General features: G+C 65.8%; 15 protein-coding genes. 12 read left to right on the plus strand and 3 right to left on the minus strand.

All coding sequences use genetic code 11. The features are described 5' to 3' along the window. The first annotated feature begins 6 nt into the window (after window positions 1-6). Window positions 7-501: a methylated-DNA--[protein]-cysteine S-methyltransferase gene (locus tag V9K97_RS13190; RefSeq protein ID WP_337318538.1), complete on the plus strand. Its 495-nt coding sequence runs from the start codon at window positions 7-9 to the stop codon at window positions 499-501. 36 nt (window positions 502-537) lie between these two features. After that, window positions 538-1,506, plus strand: coding sequence for a DMT family transporter (locus V9K97_RS13195; RefSeq protein ID WP_337318540.1), 969 nt, complete (start codon window positions 538-540; stop codon window positions 1,504-1,506). Here V9K97_RS13195 and V9K97_RS13200 read toward each other — a convergent pair. After that, a complete protein-coding gene (locus V9K97_RS13200) occupies window positions 1,481-2,131 on the minus strand; it encodes a DUF1345 domain-containing protein (RefSeq protein ID WP_337318541.1) in 651 nt (216 codons plus the stop codon). The genes V9K97_RS13195 and V9K97_RS13200 overlap by 26 nt on opposite strands. A 211-nt stretch (window positions 2,132-2,342) precedes the next feature. Here V9K97_RS13200 and V9K97_RS13205 point away from each other — a divergent pair, with 211 nt between their 5' ends. The 5 genes from V9K97_RS13205 to V9K97_RS13225 all read left to right on the plus strand — a co-directional run bounded on the left by V9K97_RS13205 (window position 2,343) and on the right by V9K97_RS13225 (window position 6,026). Continuing rightward, entirely contained in the window at window positions 2,343-3,182 is an 840-nt protein-coding gene (locus V9K97_RS13205; protein ID WP_337318542.1) for a hypothetical protein, read from the plus strand. Between the two features lie 110 nt (window positions 3,183-3,292). Then, the gene (locus V9K97_RS13210; RefSeq protein WP_337318543.1) at window positions 3,293-4,180 is read left to right on the plus strand and encodes a phosphate/phosphite/phosphonate ABC transporter substrate-binding protein; all 888 of its coding nucleotides are present in this window, start codon (window positions 3,293-3,295) and stop codon (window positions 4,178-4,180) included. 58 nt (window positions 4,181-4,238) lie between these two features. Next, a complete protein-coding gene (locus tag V9K97_RS13215; RefSeq protein WP_258501592.1) occupies window positions 4,239-4,943 on the plus strand; it encodes a glutathione S-transferase N-terminal domain-containing protein in 705 nt (234 codons plus the stop codon). 242 nt (window positions 4,944-5,185) lie between these two features. Continuing rightward, complete coding sequence (locus V9K97_RS13220) at window positions 5,186-5,800, plus strand: RNA polymerase sigma factor (protein WP_337318544.1); 615 nt, start codon at window positions 5,186-5,188, stop codon at window positions 5,798-5,800. A gap of 10 nt (window positions 5,801-5,810) precedes the next feature. Further along, window positions 5,811-6,026, plus strand: a complete 216-nt coding sequence (locus V9K97_RS13225) for an iron dicitrate transport regulator FecR (RefSeq protein WP_337318545.1) — start codon at window positions 5,811-5,813, stop codon at window positions 6,024-6,026. A gap of 12 nt (window positions 6,027-6,038) precedes the next feature. On the opposite strand, the gene V9K97_RS13230 is transcribed toward V9K97_RS13225, so the two are convergent. Together V9K97_RS13230 and V9K97_RS13235 are read right to left on the minus strand one after the other, a co-directional pair. Next, window positions 6,039-6,284 (minus strand): hypothetical protein, encoded by a 246-nt coding sequence (locus V9K97_RS13230; RefSeq protein ID WP_337318546.1) that lies wholly within the window; start codon window positions 6,282-6,284, stop codon window positions 6,039-6,041. A gap of 9 nt (window positions 6,285-6,293) precedes the next feature. Beyond that, the gene (locus V9K97_RS13235; protein ID WP_337318547.1) at window positions 6,294-7,985 is read right to left on the minus strand and encodes a cyclic peptide export ABC transporter; all 1,692 of its coding nucleotides are present in this window, start codon (window positions 7,983-7,985) and stop codon (window positions 6,294-6,296) included. A 182-nt stretch (window positions 7,986-8,167) separates the two neighbouring features. Between V9K97_RS13235 and fhuF the strand changes: the two genes are divergently transcribed. The 5 genes from fhuF (at window position 8,168) to V9K97_RS13260 (ending at window position 14,554) form a co-directional block, all read left to right on the plus strand. After that, a complete protein-coding gene (fhuF, locus tag V9K97_RS13240; protein ID WP_337318548.1) occupies window positions 8,168-8,896 on the plus strand; it encodes a siderophore-iron reductase FhuF in 729 nt (242 codons plus the stop codon). Between the two features lie 49 nt (window positions 8,897-8,945). Further along, window positions 8,946-9,797: a formyltransferase family protein gene (locus V9K97_RS13245; RefSeq protein WP_337318549.1), complete on the plus strand. Its 852-nt coding sequence runs from the start codon at window positions 8,946-8,948 to the stop codon at window positions 9,795-9,797. Further along, the gene (locus V9K97_RS13250; protein ID WP_337296790.1) at window positions 9,794-10,837 is read left to right on the plus strand and encodes a GNAT family N-acetyltransferase; all 1,044 of its coding nucleotides are present in this window, start codon (window positions 9,794-9,796) and stop codon (window positions 10,835-10,837) included. The genes V9K97_RS13245 and V9K97_RS13250 overlap by 4 nt, the downstream gene beginning before the upstream one ends. A 12-nt stretch (window positions 10,838-10,849) precedes the next feature. After that, window positions 10,850-12,184 (plus strand): lysine N(6)-hydroxylase/L-ornithine N(5)-oxygenase family protein, encoded by a 1,335-nt coding sequence (locus V9K97_RS13255; protein WP_337318550.1) that lies wholly within the window; start codon window positions 10,850-10,852, stop codon window positions 12,182-12,184. A 168-nt stretch (window positions 12,185-12,352) separates the two neighbouring features. Next, complete coding sequence (locus tag V9K97_RS13260) at window positions 12,353-14,554, plus strand: TonB-dependent siderophore receptor (RefSeq protein WP_337318551.1); 2,202 nt, start codon at window positions 12,353-12,355, stop codon at window positions 14,552-14,554. The last annotated feature ends 46 nt before the right edge of the window (window positions 14,555-14,600 follow it).

A 14,600-nucleotide genomic window follows, 5' to 3' on the forward strand; every position in this document is an offset into this window, starting at 1 on the left:
AACGTCATGAAGTTCAAGACCAAAGTCATCTACACATCGCACATCGACACGCCGCTCGGCGGCATCACCATGGCGGCCACGGACGAAGGCCTGGCGGGTGTCTGGTTCGACCAGCAGCGCCACTGGCCCGACACCACGGGCTGGCAGACCAAGGACGATCATCCCGCGCTCGTCGAAGCCGGCGCGCAATTGCGCGACTACTTTGCCGGCAAGCGCGACACCTTCGACGTGAAGCTCGACCTCTCGCACGGCACCGCGTTCCAGCAGAGCGTGTGGCAGGCACTGCTTGCCATACCCGCAGGCAAGACCATGACCTACGGCGCACTGAGCGCAAACGTGGGCAACCCGACCGCGGTGCGTGCGGTGGGTGCGGCCGTGGGACGCAACCCGATCAGCGTGATCGTGCCCTGCCATCGCGTGCTCGGTGCGAACGGCTCGCTGACCGGTTACGCTGGCGGGCTTCACCGCAAGACCGCCTTGCTGGAACTCGAATCGAAATAGCGCCGGCTCCGGCCGCGCGCACCATCAAGAGAACGCATGAGCATGACAACGAAAGACAACACCACAGCTCCCGACTCGCCGAAGCCCAAGGCCTGGCTCATCGATCTGGTGCTGCTGGGCGCGCTCTGGGGCGCGTCTTTTCTTTTCATGCGCATCGGCGCGGCCGAGTTCGGTGCCTTGCCGGCGGCCGCGGTGCGCGTCGGCGTGGCCACGCTCTTCTTGTTGCCGCTGCTGTTCATGCGCGGCCACGGCGAGGTGCTGGCGCAGCACTGGAAGGCGTCCATGGCCATCGGCGTGCTGAACTCCGGCATTCCGTTCGCGCTGTTCTGCTTTGCGCTGCTCACCATCAACAGCGGCCTGGCCGCGGTGATCAACGCCACGGTGCCGATGTTCGGCGCGCTGGTGGCGTGGGCCTGGTTTCGCGACCGGCCCGATGGCTCACGCATCGTCGGGCTGATCATCGGCTTTGCGGGCGTTGCCATGCTCGCAAGCCGCAGCGCAGGCTTGCACGCCGATGCAGGCGGCAATGCCGCGCTGTGGGCCGTGCTGGCCTGTCTTGGCGCCTGCGCAAGCTATGGCGTGGCGGCCAGCGCCACGCGGCGCTACCTGGGCGGTGTGCCCGCGCTGGCCACGGCCACCGGCAGCCAGATTGGCGCCACGCTGTTCCTTGCGTTGCCCGCGCTGTGGTTCTGGCCCACGCAAATGCCCAGCCTGCGCGCATGGCTCGCGTTGCTGGCGCTGGGCATCGCCTGCACCGGCCTGGCGTACATCCTTTTCTTCCGGCTCATCGCCAATGCGGGACCGGCGCGCGCGCTGACCGTGACTTTCCTGGTGCCGGTGTTCGCGGTGTTCTACGGCGCGGTGTTCCTCGGCGAAAACATCACGCAGTGGATGCTGATCTGCGCGGCCGTCATCGTGTGCGGCGTGGCGCTTTCCACGGGCCTCGTGAAGCTGTGGCCGGGCGCGGGCTCGGCCGCCGCTACATCGCCGCCGCGACCACGTTGACCGACAACGCAAGCACCAGCATGTTGAATGCAAACGCGAGCACGCTGTGCACCAGCGTGATGCGCCGCATCTCGCGCGAAGTGGCCTGCACGTCCGACACCTGCGAAGTCATGCCGACCACGTAGGCGTAATACAAAAAGTCGAAATAGTCCGGCTCGTCCTTGCCCGGAAAATCCAGCCCGCCGTCGGGCGAGCCGTCCCGCTGGTCGATGTAGTAGCGGTGCGCGTAATGAAACGCGTAGATCGTATGCATCATGAGCCAGGAGCCCACGAGCGCCACCAGCCCCAGCGCGATGTGCGCGGCCCGCGCGGGACCGCTCATCAGCTTGACCTGCTGCAGCAGCATTGCAATGGCAACCACGCTCGCACCAATCGCGACCAGCACCGACACCAGGATCACCAGGTTGGGCTGGTCCAGCGACTGCGCGCGCTCGCGGGTTCGCTGTGCATCGAAAGTATCGGCCAGCCACCACGCGAGAACCAGGAAGACCGCAGCGCCGGTGCACCAGCCTGCAAGGCCGCGCACCATCGGCTCGAGCGGAGCGACCGCCGCAATGGCAATGCCTGCCACCGCGCCATACAAGAGACGCTGCGGACCGGTGGTCGTGGAAAGATGTTCGTGCATGTTCAAAGCTTAGCTTGAATACTTTTTCAGGCGCGCTAACGCCTGCATCGACAACGTCCTACAAGCACAGCGGCAATCAGCGCATGGGTTTTTGGCATGCGCCCTATTAACTTGTCGGTCATCAAAAAGGGAGCCCCGCCCGGAAGCACCGCGCGCATAGAAATTGCGTGTCGAGCCCGAGGCATTTTTTTTGCCTTCTGAAGGACCTTTCATGCTGCTGCCTCGCTCCCGCCCGCTCGCCAACACCGCAAGATTGACGACGCTGGGCACTTTGGCCGGTGCCGGATTGATCTTTGCCCACGCAAGCGCCTGGGCGGAACCTTCACCCGCACTCGACCGGTTCAGTTTTTCGGTGGGAGCCTTCAGCGCCGATCCCAAATTCAATGCATCGGTCAGCTCGCCCTACGGCGCGCTGCGAACGCGCGACCTCGAGCCCGGCCGCGTGACCATGCCGCGCGTGACGGCGGACCTGCTGATCGGCGACAGCCACGGCCTTTCGTTCGACTACTACCGCTACAAGCGCGACTACTTCGGCCAGGCCGGCGGCAGCGAATCGCTTGGCGGTTTCGGCACGTTCAATGCCCTGGGCAACGCCAACCTCAACGTGAAGCTCGACTTTGCCAAGCTCTCGTACAAGTGGTGGCTGGGCACGGGCAACACGGTGTTCGGGCTGGGCGCGGGCGCGGCCTACTACCGCATCAATGTGGGCGCGAACGCCAATGTGGCGGTCAACGGGCGCATCAGCCAGTTGAATGAAGACGCGAGCGACGATGCCATTGCCCCCTTGCTCGAAGTCGGCGTGCGGCATGCCATCAACCCGGACCTGCGCCTGTTTGCCGACCTCTCGGGCGTGCGCAAGGGCGGCGGGCGCTTTCACGGCAACATCTACAACGCCAGCGCGGGCGTGGAGTGGTTCCCTGTGAAGAATGTGGGCCTGGTGCTGGCCTACGGCGTCACCAACATCGACCTGGCGCGCGAAAGCAGCACCGCCGAGACGCGGGTCAAGGTCAAGCTGCACGGGCCGTCTGCCTTCCTCAAGGCGCGGTTCTGAGGCTTCCACTGCCGCAGCGGCCCGGCGCCATGCATGCCATGCGCGGGGCGCCGCGCGCATAGGTGCTTGCGATCATCGGCGGCCGCGCCCCCGGCCCCTATGATCTTTTGATGTACACCCCCGCCACACTCCGCCCCGACAACATCGACGTGTGCGCCGCCAGTGCGCGCCGCACCCGCAGGCCGCGCTCGCTTCTGCTTGCCGCGCCGGCGGCGGCGTTGCTGCTGGCAGCGGCCGCACCGGCCCACGCGCTGGTCATCGGCGTGACGGAAGGCGTGAGCTACCAGGTGACGGAAAGCCAGATCGCACCGCGCTTCGAGCCCATTGCCGAGGCCTTGAGCAAGGCATTGAAGCAGCCGGTGACCATCAAGGTGTTGATTTCGTACAACGGTGCGCGCGAGGCCCTGAAGGAACAGCAGGTCGACATGGCCTTCATCCACCCGGCCCATGTGGCGCTGGAGGCCATCAAGAGCGGCCGCTACCAGGCGCTGGCCTGGACCGGCGGCTTTACCGCATACAAGGTATCGCTGCTGTGCAAGGAGCCGCAGCCCATCTCCGACTGGAAGAGCATTGTCGGCAAGGGCCTGGTGATGCCCGACCCGGATTCGATCACCTCGGTGATCACGCGCGCCATGCTGCGCGAGCAAGGCGTGCAGGCCGCCTCGCTCAAGCTCACCAACACGCGCTACCAGGACGCCGTGCCCTTCTACGTGAAGAACGGTTTTGCCGCTTATGGCGCCACGGCCTCGTCGGGCGTGATCAAGGCCTGGAAGGACAGCGGCGGCAACGTGTGCGCCGAGTCGCGCGCGGTGCCCATCAAGCAGTGGGTGGCCTCGCGCAAGCTCGATGCCGCCACCACCGCCGCGGCGCGAGAAGCCCTGCTGGGGCTCGCACAAAGCGACGCCGGCAAGCGCGCGCTTGCAACCTCGACCTACACTGGCTTCGTCGCGCCGTCGGCCGAAGTCGAGGCCGCCCTGCTCACCTGGCTGGGCATCTGAAAAACCGGCCGGCGCGGCGCCATGGCTCCGCTCCTTTTCCGCTCTTTCAAAATTGCCCATGCACGATCTTTCCAGCTTTCCCATCACCAAGAAATGGCCCGCGCTCCAGCCTGACAGGCTGCAGCTCTATTCGCTGCCCACGCCCAACGGCGTGAAGGTTTCGATCATGCTGGAAGAAACCGGGCTGCCTTACGAGGCGCACCTGGTGAGCTTCGAGACCAACGACCAGATGTCGCCGGAATTCCTGTCGCTCAATCCGAACAACAAGATTCCCGCCATCCTCGATCCCGACGGCCCCGGCGGCAAGCCGCTCGCGCTCTTCGAGTCGGGCGCCATTCTTCTCTACCTGGCCGACAAGACCGGCCAGTTCATTGCGCAAGATGCCGCGGGCCGCTACGAAACCATCCAGTGGCTCATGTTCCAGATGGGCGGCATCGGCCCCATGTTCGGCCAGCTCGGCTTCTTCAACAAGTTTGCCGGCAAGGACTACGAAGACAAGCGCCCGCGCGACCGCTACGTGGCCGAATCGAAGCGACTGCTCGGCGTGCTCGACAAGCGCCTTGCAACCAGCCAGTGGGTGGCGGGCGACAGCTACTCCATCGCCGACATCGCCATCTTCCCGTGGGTGCGCAACCTGGTCGGCTTCTATGAAGCGGGCGACCTGGTGGGCTTTGGCGAGTTCAAGAACGTGGCGCGTGCGCTCGAAGCCTTCGTTGCGCGGCCGGCCGTTGCGCGCGGCCTGGCCATTCCGAAGCGCGGCTGATTGCCAGGGGCGGCGCAGCCGCCGCTCAATCCGAAAACAGAACTATTCATTTTCGGAGCGAGTGTCTCTTTCAGGCACGCACATGAGGTTCCCGAACCTTTATCGCACCTCGTTGGGCAGCGGTTAAGGTTACACTTCAATAAGAATAATTCTTATTCAACCATCCGCGTCACCCTTCGCTCTTCGCCGGTGACCGGCCCGGGAACCACCACCACTGCGAATGCTTGCGAGAAGGCGATCGGATGCGCGACCTCGTCCAGGAACTGGTAGCTCACTATGCGGACTTGCGTCGGCAGCTGACGCGCGACCTGCGGGACCCTCACTACGCGGCGGACATCGCGCAATCCAGCTTCGAGCGGGTGTATGCGCACGCACTCAAGCTGAACAAGGACATCCGCATCGGCGCGGCACCCGATGCGCTGCAGGGCTCGGGCATCGAGTCGCCAAGGGCGCTGCTGTTCCGCGTGGCGCGCAACCTGTGCGTGGACGACGCACGTCATCGCAAGGTGGCGCAGGAGTGGGCCAGCACGCATTTCAGCGCCGGCTCGCGCCAGACGGTGCCGTCTTGCGAATACATCGCCTCCCAGCAGCAGGTGCTGGCGCGCGTGGTCGAAACGCTGGAAACGCTGCCGCCGCGGCGGCGCGAAGTGTTCCTGCTGTTCCGCGCCTACGGACACACGCGCGCAGAAATCGCGCAGCAGCTCGGCATCACTGAAATGGCGGTGGCCAAGCATCTGCTGCGCGCCGCCATCGACTGCTCGCGCGTGTTTGCGGCGTTGCGCTCGGAGCTGGTCGAACAGACCACCGTCTCGAACCGAACGGGCTTCGACGCGAAGCTGGCCGAAGACTTCGCCTGAGCGACGCAACGTGGCAAGCGCGCCGGAAGAAAAGCTCATCGAGCGTGCACTCGCGCTCATCGTCGAAAGCGAAAGCGCCCCGCAAGATGCGGCTGTTGCCGCGCGCCTGGCCTTGAGCCGTTGGCGCAGCCGGTCGGCCGAACACGCAGCCGCAGCGCAAGAAGCGCGGCGTCGCTGGGACGCCCTCGGCGGCATGGCGACGGAACTGCGCAACCTGCAAAAGTAGCGGCGCCGCGCCTCACTGCAGGCGCCCCTCTTCGCGCAACGCCTCTTCCATCGAAGGCTTGATCAGTGCGGCGCCGGTCAGTGCCCACAGCGTCAGCACGTCGTCCAGCGCGCAGATGTTGCCGGGGTTCACGCCAAGCCAGCGTATGAGCTCTTCGGCCCGCTCCGGCGAGGGCGAATCATGCAACGTGCAGAAGAGCGTCCAGGCGACGTCGAAGGCCGGGTCGTCGTCGGTCGGCCGGGTCGTCTTGTCTTTCATTCCCCTCCTTCACGCTGCGAGGCTTTCCCGCGATTCGCGCACCTTGTCCTCGACGATCTTTCCCGCCTGCATGGTGATGACGCGGTCGGCCAGGTGAAAGTAGCGGTCGTCGTGCGAGATCACCACCAGCAGGTGTCCCTTGGCGCGCAGCTCGGGCAGCAGCTCGGTATAGAAAAGATGGCGGAAGGTCGGGTCCTGGTCGGCGGCCCATTCGTCGAACACCAGCACCGGGCGGCCTTCGAGGTAGGCATGCACCAGCGCCAGCCGCTTGCGCTGCCCGGTCGAAAGATCGGTGGTGCTGAATGCGCCGTTCTTCAGGCTCACCTTGTGGGCAATTTCCAGCCGCTCCAGATAGGGCAGCGCCGTTTCGGGCAACACCTCCATGCCGGCGCCGCCTTCGCTTTCTTCACCGGCCACGAGGTCTTCGAACAGATAGAAGTCGGAGAACACCGTGGTGAAGAGCTGGCGGTAGTCGTCGCGGCCTTCGGGCTTGACCACCGAGCCGTCGATCAGCACGTCGCCTGCCTGCGGCGCATACAGGCCCAGCAGCAGCTTGATCAGCGTGGTCTTGCCGGAGCCGTTGTCGCCCACCACAAACACCATTTCGCCGCGGCGCAGCTTCAGGTCGATCGGCCCGAGCGTGAAGGCCTCGCCGCCTTCGGGCGCATCGAAGGCATAGCGCACGCCGCGCATGCCGATCTCGTTCTTCAGGATGACGCCGTTGGACGCGCGCTCCAGGTGCAGGTGCGGCTCCGGCGTGGCAAAGCGGGCCGACAGGTCGCCGATTCGCTGGAAGGCCACCTTGGCACGGCCCACGCCGGGCAACAGGAGCGCGATCTGGTCCAGCGGCCCCTTCAGGAACAGCAGCACCAGCACGAAGCCGCTGAGCACCGCGGGCTCGGTCGGCTGGAACGCAGCCCAGCCCAGGATCAGCGCGATCAGCAAAAAGAACAGCGCCGAGCCGAAGGCGGTCGCAATCACATAGGTGTTGATGGCGCGCCCGTTGACGACGCGGATGGTGTCGACGATGCGCTCGATCTGGCCGGAGAACATGCGCGTGCGGCGCGTGCGGTGCATGCGCAGTTCCTTCGCGCCTTCGCTGATGGCGCGGTAGGCCTTGTGCAGTTGGTCTTCCTGCTCGCGCGCTTTCCAGAAGCCGGCTTCGCCGCGGATCTGCGCCATGAGCTGCACCGTGATGCCGATCACCAGCGCCACCAGCATCAGCCCGAACAGCGGCAGCGAAAGAAATGCGAGGTAGCTCAGGCAGCCGAGTGCCACGGCGATCGCGATCAGCATTCCCGACAGCGCGAACGCCACGTCGCTGATCATGTCCACGTCCTGCGACAGCACCGGCATCAGGCGGTGCGTGCGGTAGCGCTCCAGCGCATCGATGGGCGCCGCGAGAATCTTCTGCGCCAGGCTCTTGCGCACCTGGGCCACCAGGCGCTGGCCGACGAAGTTGGTCGACACGTCGGACACCATGCGCCCGAAGAGCGCCACGCCGCACAGGCCGATGAAGGTCAGCAGCAGGCCGCCGGCCAGCCCGCCCGGTTGGTTGAGCACCCGGTTGATGGTGCCGAGCAGCGCGACCGTGGCGGCACCGGCGCTGATGCCCGTGACCGCGGACAGCACTATCCACGGAAGAAAGGGTTTCAGCAGGCGCCCGATTTCGGCGCCGTTGCCTGCGGTGGTAGTTGTCATGCAAAGGCTCTTTCCGCCCGGGGGCGACAGCTGGGTAACGACCATGCCGCCTGGCACGGCCCCGGTGGCTTCGTGCCACCTACTGCCTAGACGGTTGAGCCGCGGCAATGTTCAGCGCGGTGCGCGTGAACAGTTGCCCTGCAAATCCGTCTTGATGGCATGACCTTGCCGACGGCCGATCCGTGATCCCGCTGCTGGAGCCCCTGTTCCCCGGCGAGCTGGCCGTGCATGGCGAAAAGCTGCAATGCGCCGACACCGTGCCGCCCGGCGCGGTGCGCGTGGCGGATCTTGCGCAATCGCCCGCGCTGCTTGCCGACGTGCTGCAGAGAAATGCGCGCTACCGGGGCGTTGCCGGCACAGACCTGCGCGCCGTTGCGTCCGCATGGAGCCTCGAATACATCGCGATGCTGCTGCCGCCCGTGATGGCCGCGGCCAGCATGCTGCAGCACGTGTTTCCGGTTGCGGCGGAACACACCTGGGTGCGGCTCGACGCGCATGGCGGCCCCGCGAGCTTTCACATCCGGCACATGGGCCGGCCGCACCGCGGGGCCGGCACCGCGGAGCGCTACGCGCCGCTGCTCTGGCAGCACCTTGCGCCGCTGTTCGAGGCGCTCGCCGGCCTGACGCGGCTCGCGCCCAAGATTCTCTGGAGCAACACCGTTCGGCTCATGGAGCCCGTATTCGACGTGGCGCTGGCCGCCACCGGCGGCGCACCGTCGATCTCGCGCGACCGGCAGCTGCTGCTGCACAGCGCCACGTGGCCGAACGAGCTTCGCCCCAACCCGCTTCACGGCCGCGAACGCAGCCACCCCATCAAGCTGCACCGGGAGTGCTGCCTCAACTATCTGTTGCCGCACGAGCACCACTGCAACGCCTGCCCGCTTGCGCAGGAGCATCGCGGTCTCGGGTGAACAGATTGCGGGCCATTCCGTCTTCCATCTATCCATCCATTCCACACATATGTCCAAGGCCAAGCTCGTCTACATCCTGTCTTTGAGAAATGCCGCCGCCGACAAGGCCGGCCAGCATATTGCGTACAAGGGAGAACAGCGCTACATGGCCTCCCCGCTCGAGTACCTGGCCAAGGCGCTCGACGAGACGCCGCTGGGCGACGCCTACTCGCTCGAAGGCATCGTCATAGACGACGATCCGCGCTCGCCGAAAGACCAGGCCGCGCTGCAGGACTACGGCTTTTCATGCCAGCCAGACAAGAAATGGATCTTTCCGGCGGGCCTGAAGACGCAAGGCAAACAGCTCACGGACATCTTTCATCCGGTGCCTTCCGAATACAGGCGGCTGCCGCTCGATTCAGCCGAACGCCCCGCGGGCAAGAGGCGCTTCGAGCGCACCCTGCTCGACAAGCTGCTGACGCTGCAGGCCGACATCGTCGTGCTCGACGGCCTGCTCGTGATCCTCGACGAGCTGGTGCGGCCCGGCGCACCGTTCCACCGCAAGATCGTCAACATCCATCCGGGCATCACCCGCATCGAATCGCCTTACGAGCGCCGCGGCGCCTACGCAACCCTCGATGCGCTGCACGGCGCGCAGGGCCGCAAGATCGTGAACTGGCAAACGATGGAAAGCGTGCCCGTGCCTCCGCTCTACAAGACAGGCGCCTCGCTTCACTACGTGGACAACGGCATCGACTCCGGCGAGGTGATCCACGACGCGCTGCGCACCACCATCGACCCGAACGACACCATCCTCGAGCTGCGCTGGAACAACTTCAACCACAGCCTCTTTCCCGCGCTGCACGAGGGCCTGGCCCTGCTCGCAGCGCAACGGCAACCGCTCACCGAAAGAACCGCATGACGCCAACTCCCCATGTCTCCTATGCGGGCGGCATGCCGCACGCCATCACGCGCGACGGCGACACGCTCAGCGTGCGCAACACGCAGGACGAAACACGCTCGCTCTGGAAAACCAGCCAGGCGGCCTCAGGCGCCGTGCTCCAGTGGGTGGACGGCAGCAATGCGTCCACGGCCCACCTGCTGGCCGCACTGGAAGGCGCGTTCGAACACCACCCGGCCCACAAGACGCTGCGCGTGGTGCCCAGCCAGCCGGCGGCGTCGCTCGTGCAGGCCGGCGTGCTGCTGCAAGCCGAAGGCGGCCAGGCCCTCGCCTGCCGCGACATGCTTTGGCAGCAGCCTTCGCTGTGGCTGCCCGCAGTGCACGCCCCCATGGCCCTGCAATACGCACTGACCAACGGCAAGCGCCACCCCGTGCGCCCGCCCAAGCCGCGCGGCGTGCTCTACCAGCGCTTCATTCCCTGGCTCGGCAAGACCTTTTCGTTTCGCAGCTTCGACTTCGAGGCCGACCTGCCGATGTTCAACCGCTGGATGAACGACCCCGACGTGGCCGTGATCTGGGAGGAAGAAGGCGACCTGGACAAGCACCGCCAGTACCTCTCGGCCATCGACCGCGATCCGCACATGTATTCGATGATCGCCTGCCTCGACGGCGAGCCCTTCGGCTACTTCGAGATGTACTGGGCCAAGGAAAGCCGCATTGCGCCGTTCTACGACGTGGACGACTACGACCGCGGCTGGCACGTTCTGATCGGCGAGCCGGCGTTTCGCGGCAAGGCCTTTGCCACCGCCTGGCTCACCTCGATTTCGCACTACATCTTCTTGTGCGACCCACGCACCCAGCGCGCCGTGGGCGAGCCGCGCATCGACCACCTGCAGCAGATCCGCAACCTCGACAAGTCCGGCTACGCGAAGGTGAAGGAATTCGACCTGCCGCACAAGCGCGCCCTGCTGGTCGTGATGCTGCGCGAACGCTACTTCACCGACGCCCTCTGGCTGCCCCGCAGCGACGGCGCCGCCACGCCTGCCCAACATTCTGCGTAAAGGAAAACCGCCATGGTGATTCACGACCTCATCGGTATCGGCTTCGGCCCTTCGAACATCGCACTGGCCATTGCGCTGGACGAGAAACGGCGCGACGGCCGCCGCGTCGATGCGATGTTCATCGAGAAGCAGGCCGGCTTCGCCTGGCACAAGGACATGATGCTCGACCAGGCGCACATGCAGATCTCGTTCATGAAGGACCTGGCGACGCTGCGCAACCCCACCAGCCGCTTCACCTTCATCAACTACCTGCATGAGAAAAAGCGCCTGCAGGACTTCATCAACCTGAAGACCTTCTTTCCCAGCCGCCACGAGTTCAACGACTACCTGGGCTGGGCCGCATCCCAGTTCGAAGATGCCTGCGTCTACGGAGAAGAAGTCTTCGAGGTACTGCCCGAAAACGAAGGCCATGGCGGCGAGGTGTCGCTGCTGCGCGTGCGCTCGCGCGACGGCACCGGCCACGTGACCGAGCGCCTTGCACGCAACCTGGTCGTGAGCATTGGCGGCATGCCCAACATTCCGGACGGATTCCGTGCACTGAGGAACGACCCGCGCGTGTTCCATTCGAGCAGCTACCTGCGCGACATGGCCCGCCTGCCCGATGCGGCAAGGATTGCCATCATCGGCGCGGGCCAGAGCGCGGCGGAGATCTTCATGGACCTGCAAGGCCGCCCGCACGCGCCGCAGGTCGACCTCATCATGCGGGCCCGCTCGATCCGCCCGTCGGACGACAGCCCCTTCGTGAACGAGGTGTTCAACGTCGAGTTCACCGACTACATCTACAGCCAGCCCGAGGACGAGCGCGCCGCGTTGATCGACGAATTCGGCCACACCAACTACGCGGTGGCCGACCTCGACCTGATCCAGCAGATCTTCAAGATGTTCTACGAGCAGAAGGTTCGCGGCGAAGAGCGCATGCGCTTCCTGCGCCGGCACGAGATCCGCGGCGTGCATGCGGCGGCCGATGGCGTTCACCTGACCCTGCACAACCAGAACACCGGCCATGAAAACACGCTGCGCTACGACGCTGTGGTGCTGGCCACCGGCTATGGCCGCGAGCAGCACAAGGCGCTGCTGACGCCGCTTGCCCCCTACCTCGGCGATTTTTCGGTCGACCGCCACTACCGCGTGGGCAGCACGCCGGACTTTCACCCCGCCATCTTCCTGCAGGGCGCCTGCGAGTCGTCGCACGGGCTGAGCGACACCCTGCTGTCGGTTACCTCGGTGCGCACGGGCGAGATCGGCAACGCCCTGCTCAAGGCGATTCCGGCCGGCGCGCCGGTGGCCGCCACTGCCGTTAACGCCGCAAACAGCCCCCGTCACGAGCGGCAGGCGGTGCAGGCCTAGGCGCGGCTACCCGGCGCCGGGCAGGCAAAAAGAAAAAGGAGACAGGCCGCTGTCTCCTTTTTTTTAAGCCAAACGTCTCATGTATGGAAGCGCCAAGGTGCCGAAACCGGCCAGCCTTGGGCGTCGCAACGTGACACGTCGTATTCAAGCACCTGGAGTATCAACTTTATGCGTCCCCTGCCCCGTCAACGTCTATTGAATGCCGCGCTCGCCACGGCCTTCGGAACGGCCTTTTCCCTTTGCAGCGTGAGCGCCCTGGCGCAGGCGACTGGACAGCAGCAGCGGGCCGGCGATTCGACGCTGCCCGCCATCACGGTGAACGCCGACACGGAAGAATCCGCCACGGGCCGGGTCAACGGCTATCTTGCCAAGCGCAGCACGGCCGGCAGCAAGACGGACACGCCGATCGTCGAGACGCCGCAGTCGATCTCGGTCATCACGGCCGACCGCATGGACGCCATCGGCGCCACCACCGTCAAGGACGCGCTCGGCTACACCCCCGGCGTGAGCATTGCGCCCTTCGGCGCCGATTCGCGCTACGACTGGATCTCGATCCGCGGCTTTGACGGCTATGCGCCGGGCTTCTACCTGGACGGCCTGCCGCTGCGCAACAACGGCACGTGGGGCGTCTGGAAAACCGAGAACTACGGCAGCGAACGCATCGAAGTTCTGCGCGGCCCCACCTCGGTGCTCTATGGCATGGCAAGCCCGGGCGGCGTGGTCAACATTGCGAGCAAGCTGCCCACGGCAGAGCCCGTGCGCGAGATCCAGCTGCAGTACGGCAACGACGCCCGCCGCCAGGTGGCCGGCGATTTCTCGGGCGCGCTCGACGCCGAAGGCAAGGTGCTCTACCGCATTACCGGTGTGGTGCGCGACGCCCAGCTGCCCGGCGGCAGCTCGCGCGACGACCGCACCTACATTGCGCCCTCGATCACCTGGAAGCCATCGAGCGACACCACTTTCACGCTGCTGGCCCAGTACCAGAAGAACCGCGCCGGCGCCTACAGCCGCATTCGCCCCGCGGCCGGCTCGCTCACGCCGACGCGCATCGGCACCTACATTCCCAGCGACCTGAACGTCGGTGATCCCAACTTCGATCACTTCAACCAGGACCAGAAGATGATCGGCTACCAGCTCGAGCATCGCTTCAACGACACCTTCACCGTGCGCCAGAAGCTGCGCCACGGCAAGCTCGAGGTCGACTACCGCGCCCTGCAGTCGCCGGGCTTCGTTCCCATGGACCCGGCCAATGCGCTGAGCGCGGAGAACTACCGCTACCTGAACCGCGGCGTCTTCGGCAGCCAGGAAAGCACCTCGTCGGTCACCATGGACAACCAGCTGCAGGCCGACCTGCGCTCGGGCGACTGGCACCACAAGGTGCTGGTGGGCCTGGACTACCAGCGCACCCGCATCGACCAGTACACCTACAGCAGCCCCTTTGGTACGCCGCTGCTCGACATCTACGCGCCTGTGTACGGCGGCACCATCGACATTCCGCAGCCCTACGTCAACGGTGTGAGCCGGCTCGCGCAGACCGGCATCTACCTGCAGGACCAGATCAAGTGGGGCGACCGCTGGTCGCTCACCATCGGCGGGCGCTACGACACGGCGCAAAGCACCAACTACAGCCGCCTGGATGGCTCCACGCAGCGCATTTCGGAACACAAGTTCACCAAGCGCGCGGGCTTGGTCTACCTGGCGCCCAACGGCCTGGCGCCGTACCTGAGCTACTCGGAGTCGTTCGCGCCCATCGGCGCGCTCGACCCGGCCACCCGGACCCCCTTCAAGCCTGAAAGCGGCCGCCAGTACGAGGCCGGCATCCGCTACCAGCCGCCGGGCGGCAAGTCGCTGTACAGCGCGGCCATCTTCGACCTGCGCCGCAAGAACTACATCACGTATGACGCGACCTTCATGCCGAAGCAGACCGGCGAGATCTCGGTGCGGGGCCTCGAGCTCGAAGCCACCACCGAACTCATGCCGCGCCTGAACCTCACGGCCTCCTACGCCTATACGCCGCGCGCCATCGTCACGGCCAGCAGCCGCGCCGAAGAAATCGGCAAGCAGGCGATGTCCGTTCCGCGCAACCGCCTCTCGGTGTGGGCGGACTACCGCTTCAGCAACGGCCTGAAGGTGGGCGCGGGCGTGCGCTTCAACGGCTCGACCCGCGGCGACGCGGAAGTCGTCGCGCCGGCCAAGGTGCCTTCGTACACGCTGCTGGACGCCATGATCGGCTACGACATCGACCGCTGGACGCTGGCGCTGAACCTGCGCAACCTGACCAACAAGACCTACGTTGCGAACTGCGCCTACGGCTACTGCTACCTGGGCACGCAGCGCACGGCGGTGGCAACGGCCACCTATCGCTGGTAAGCCCTTCGGCCCCAAAGAGCCAAGGCCGGATGCCCTCGCGGGCATC

Origin of the sequence: Variovorax sp. CCNWLW186 (assembly GCF_037203865.1) — a bacterium.
Classification (GTDB): Bacteria; Pseudomonadota; Gammaproteobacteria; order Burkholderiales; family Burkholderiaceae_C; genus Variovorax.